Genomic DNA, 4,341 nt, shown 5'->3' with positions numbered 1-4,341 from the left:
CAGCCATGGCGACGGGGCCTCCATCCGGTTGCGCGGGCGGCTGGTCGAGCTTCTGCACAGGCGGTTCGGCTTTGATGTTCTGGCGTTCGAAGCGGACTTCTGGTCCGTCACTCGAGGGTGGGACGATATCTCGCGACCGGAAGAGGTCCGTCCGTTCGCGCAGACCAACATCTATGACTTCTGGGGCAGGGCGCCCGCCGCCGATGGACTATGGGCCTATGTCGAGACCGTCTTTCGGGCCGGCGGGCGACTTGACGTCTGCGGCTTCGACTGTCGGCTGAAGGGCGCAAGCGCCCGTAGCGGCGTGGTCGATGTCCTGCGCCCCGTCGCGACGGCTGTCAGCTTGCCCGAAGACGCGTTCGAGGCCTTGGTCCGCGGCTACGCCGCTCTTCAATCGGCGGAATTCGACGCGCCGCCGGAAACGGCGGTGCAGGAGGCCTATTTCACCGCAATCGCCCGCTTCGTGTCCCTGCTTCGTCGCGATGACGCCGCGCCGGGCGACGCCAGCGGACAGATTCTCGCCGAACTGGCCAGCCTTGACGCCTGGGCCCGGTTCGCATGGCTGGGCCATTCCAGGGACGAAGCCATGGCCGCCAATCTCGGCTGGCTGATCCGTCATAAGCACCCCGGACGGAAGATCATCGTCTGGGCGCACAACAACCACATCCTGAAGGACTCTACGGTCTATCTGGACGTTCGCGATAAAGGACCGGCCGCCCAGATCGCCGCCATGAGCGACGCGCAGAAGACCGCCCTAGCCTACGTCGGCGGCGTGATCTCCCGCGCCTTTCCCGACAGGGTATGCGCGATTGCGACGACCCTTGGGCGCGGCCACGTCAGCGCTTTGTCGCACAAGGCGCTGGATGGATCCGAAATCGACGTCAGCGTGACCCGTCCCGTCCCGACCCAAGAGCCGAATTCGCTTGAGGCGGCGCTGCTCGATCGTGGAAGCGGCGCAGTCGTCGTCGACTTCAAAGGCTTGGCGCACGGCGATTTTTTCCGGTCGCGCTTGCTTGATCTCAGCTTCTCCGCCGAGGTGCCCTATGGCCGAGGCTATGATGCCGCGATCTATCTGCGGGACGGCGAAGGCCTGGCGTGATCCGGCTTAGTGAACCGTCGCTGCGCGCAGGCGTTGGCCCAGAATGGTCGATGCCGTCTGGACACCTTATTGCGGGCCCGCGCCCGATCCGGTCGAGGCGCTGAGCCGCTGGAACGGCGATCCGATTCTCTGGGTCGTTCTGACGGCTGCGACGGTCGCGGGGCTGGTTCTGCTGCGCCGGCCGGAAAGGGGGCGATATACGGCTGCGATAGCGGTGCTGGCGATCGGCTTCATCTCGCCTCTGTGCGCGCTGAGTTCGGCGTTGTTCACCGCACGGACGTTGCACCACCTTTTGCTCGTGCTGGCGGCGGCCCCCTTGCTGGTCCTTTGTGTGCCGGCGATGAGAAAGCCGAGGCTGGCGGCGGCGACGGCCGCGCAAGCGGTGATCTTCTGGGCCTGGCATGCGCCGGGTCTCTATGCCCAGGCCCTGTCGCATGATGCGATCTACTGGTTGATGCAGCTCACTATTCTGGGCAGCGCAGTCTGGTTCTGGGCGGCCGTGCGCGGCGCCAGAGGCCATGCGGCCGTCGCCGCATTGCTGGCGGCCATGCTGCTGATGGGGCTTCTGGGTGCCCTGATCGTGTTTGCGGGCCAGCCGCTCTATGCGCCGCATTTCGCCAGCACCATGGCCTGGAACATGACGCCGCTGGAGGACCAGCAGGCGGCCGGGCTCATCATGTGGGCGCCGGCGGCGGCGGCCTATCTCCTGGTCGCCCTCTGGCGCCTTCACGGTCTGTTGAAACCGGCGGGCGAGGCGGCGGCATGATCGACCGGTTGATCGGACAGGCGCTGGAATGGGCCGCCGGTCATCATGACGAAGGACGCTATGCCCCCGTCGCCATATGGTTTCACTGGATCATGGCGGGCCTGGTCGCCTTCCAGTTGGGCTGGGGCTGGCGGATGGGGCGGTTGCCGGTCGGCGGCGAGAAGGTCGCCGCCTATGAGGTCCACTTCGCCGTCGGCGTGCTGATGCTGCTGTTGGTGATCGGCCGCCTGACCTGGCGGCTGGTCGCGCCGGACCTGATCAATGACGCAGACAAGCCGGGGTGGGAAAGCACGGCGGCCCGTGTCACCCACTATGTTTTCTACATCTGTCTGTTCGGCCTGCCGTTGTCGGGTTGGGCGATGGTCTCTGCGACGGCGCGAAACACCCAGTTGGATGCGGCGGGCTTCATTCCATGGCCGCTGTTGCCGATGCAGAATTTGTCGAACCGCCAGCTGTGGGCGGTCGAGGCTGCGGCGGAGTGGATGCACTGGGCGTTGATTGTCGCTCTTCTGCTGATGATCCCGATTCATGCGGGGGCGGCGCTGAAGCATCACCTGATCGACCGCGACGACGTCTTTCACGCCATGCTGCCGGTCGTGCCTCAACTGAGGCCGCGCCGCACGCGATGGCAGCGACGATGGCGCGCGCTGGAGAAAAGGATCGCGACGACCGTTCGGAGGCTGCGGCGCGGCCGCACCCGCTTCCAGGTCTAGAGTTGGTCCAGGATCGCCTGCATTTGGGCGATCTCCCGCTCTTGAGCGACGATGATTTCATCGCACAGGGCGGTGAGCTCAGGGTCGATCAGCTTGGCCTTTTCGCACATCAGGATCGCCCCGGAATGATGGGGGATCATGCCGCGGATCAGCTCCTGGTCGTTAATGGCCGCCTGGGTGCGCATGGCGTAGAAGCTGGCGGCGAATACGACGGCGGCGACTCCGATGATGATCCAGTTGGCGCGTCTGTTTTGGAACATCGAACGCATCGACAGCAGCATGACCACGGCCATCGGCGCGACCATCATCAGCGTCATATAGACGTTGTTCAGGTTGAAGCGGAAATGATCGAGCGTCGCGATCGTGGTGAACATCACCAGATACATGATGACGAAGTCGATCAGCAGCTCGATTGCGAGATTGCGATAGCTGTGGGCGTGCATGAGCGGCCTCCACCGGGTTGTTCTAGTCGTGAGACAACCAATCGCTGTGTGCGTGGCCTGTTCCCGAAGAGTTCAGCCGCCGTCGGAACGAGCGGGGCGGCGGATCTCGCGCGACGCGGCCGGGCGCGCGGCAGCAGCGATCGAGGCGGCGCGGGCGATCGACGCTTCGGCGCGGACCGGGGAGGGCGGCTGGGTCGACAGCCAGGCGGCGATGGCGCGGGCTTCGTCGTCCGTCAGCCTTTGGACGGCTGCGGCCATGACGCCGCGCGGGTCGTTTCGCCGCTCGCCAGACTTCCAGCGGTCAATCTGTTCCAGCGTATAGGCGGCGGGCTGCCCGGCCACGATCGGCTGACCTTCGCCCGCGCCCTGGCCCTCAACGCCATGGCAGGCGGCGCAGGCGGTGATGCCGCGGGCCGTATCGCCAGTCAGCCAGATCGGAGGCGGGGAGGCGGTTGAAGCTCGCACGGCGGGCGCGGGCAGTCTGGCGTACCAGGCCGCCACCGTCTGGCGCGCGTCCTGATCCAGACCCCTGGCCACGCGGGTCATGACGTCGTCAGGGCGCAGGCCGCTGGCGTAGTCCTCCATCTGTTTCTGCAGATAGCCTTGGTCCAGGCCGGCCAGACGCGGCGTCGAGACGCCGTCGCCTTCGCCCTTCAGGCCGTGGCAGGTGAAACAGGCGTTGGCTGCGCCGCCCGCCCCGCCACCCATGGCGATGATCTCGCCGGACGCCTGAAAAGCGCGATCGGTTGCGCCCGGCGTCGTATCGCAGGCGGCGAGGGTCAATCCCAGAAAAGCGAGGAGCAGGGCGCGCACCCTGATCCAACACCGGCTTTGCGGCGCCGGTTCCGCCTCGGAACCCCTGGCCGCCCGGCGGATTGGTTCTGGCGAAGCGGAAAGGGGCCGGATGCTGTCATGTCGCGACGATGGGGAAGATAGGGGCTGTGATCTCGGCCGTCGGCCTGCTGGGCCTCACCGCCTGCGCGGACAAGGCTGGGGCGCCGCGCGACCTGGCGGGCACCGACGCGGTCGAGGGGCTGCGCCTGATCCGGACCCAGGGCTGCGGCGCCTGCCACGTCATTCCCGGTGTGGTCTGGCCCGAGGGGCGGACCGGCGGATCGCTGGCGGGCGTCGGGGCGCGGCCGATGATCGCAGGGCGACTGCCGAACCAGCCTGCGGTCATGGCCGCCTTCGTGCGCGACGCGCCGTCGTTGCTGCCCGACACCGGCATGCCGCCCATGCCCCTGACCCAAGCCGAAGCCCGCGACATAGCGGCCTATCTCTATACGCTCGATGACGACTGAGACGCCGGACATGCTGGGC

6 protein-coding genes are annotated in these 4,341 nt (G+C 66.9%); 4 read left to right on the top strand and 2 right to left on the bottom strand.

The window, feature by feature from the left end; all coding sequences use genetic code 11:
• The 3 genes from ACU5AP_RS15980 to ACU5AP_RS15970 all read left to right on the top strand — a co-directional run.
• On the top strand, positions 1–1,099 hold a 1,099-nt coding region (locus tag ACU5AP_RS15980), incomplete at its 5' end, for an erythromycin esterase family protein (protein WP_446681525.1).
• A gap of 43 nt (positions 1,100–1,142) precedes the next feature.
• Positions 1,143–1,865, top strand: coding sequence for a cytochrome c oxidase assembly protein (locus ACU5AP_RS15975; RefSeq protein ID WP_446681524.1), 723 nt, complete (start codon positions 1,143–1,145; stop codon positions 1,863–1,865).
• Positions 1,862–2,578, top strand: coding sequence for a cytochrome b (locus ACU5AP_RS15970; protein WP_446681523.1), 717 nt, complete (start codon positions 1,862–1,864; stop codon positions 2,576–2,578). Before ACU5AP_RS15975 ends, ACU5AP_RS15970 begins: the two co-directional genes overlap by 4 nt.
• On the opposite strand, the gene ACU5AP_RS15965 is transcribed toward ACU5AP_RS15970, so the two are convergent.
• Complete coding sequence (locus tag ACU5AP_RS15965) at positions 2,575–3,021, bottom strand: DUF305 domain-containing protein (RefSeq protein WP_446681522.1); 447 nt, start codon at positions 3,019–3,021, stop codon at positions 2,575–2,577. The genes ACU5AP_RS15970 and ACU5AP_RS15965 overlap by 4 nt on opposite strands.
• Positions 3,022–3,093: 72 nt before the next feature.
• Complete coding sequence (locus ACU5AP_RS15960) at positions 3,094–3,834, bottom strand: c-type cytochrome (protein WP_446681521.1); 741 nt, start codon at positions 3,832–3,834, stop codon at positions 3,094–3,096.
• Positions 3,835–3,962: 128 nt separating this feature from the next.
• Between ACU5AP_RS15960 and ACU5AP_RS15955 the strand changes: the two genes are divergently transcribed.
• Positions 3,963–4,322, top strand: coding sequence for a c-type cytochrome (locus tag ACU5AP_RS15955; protein ID WP_446681520.1), 360 nt, complete (start codon positions 3,963–3,965; stop codon positions 4,320–4,322).
• The last annotated feature ends 19 nt before the right edge of the window (positions 4,323–4,341 follow it).

This window comes from Brevundimonas sp. RM1 (assembly GCF_052907225.1).
Note: the sequence above shows the minus strand (reverse complement) of the source record. Positions and strands in the feature narration are given on the sequence as shown.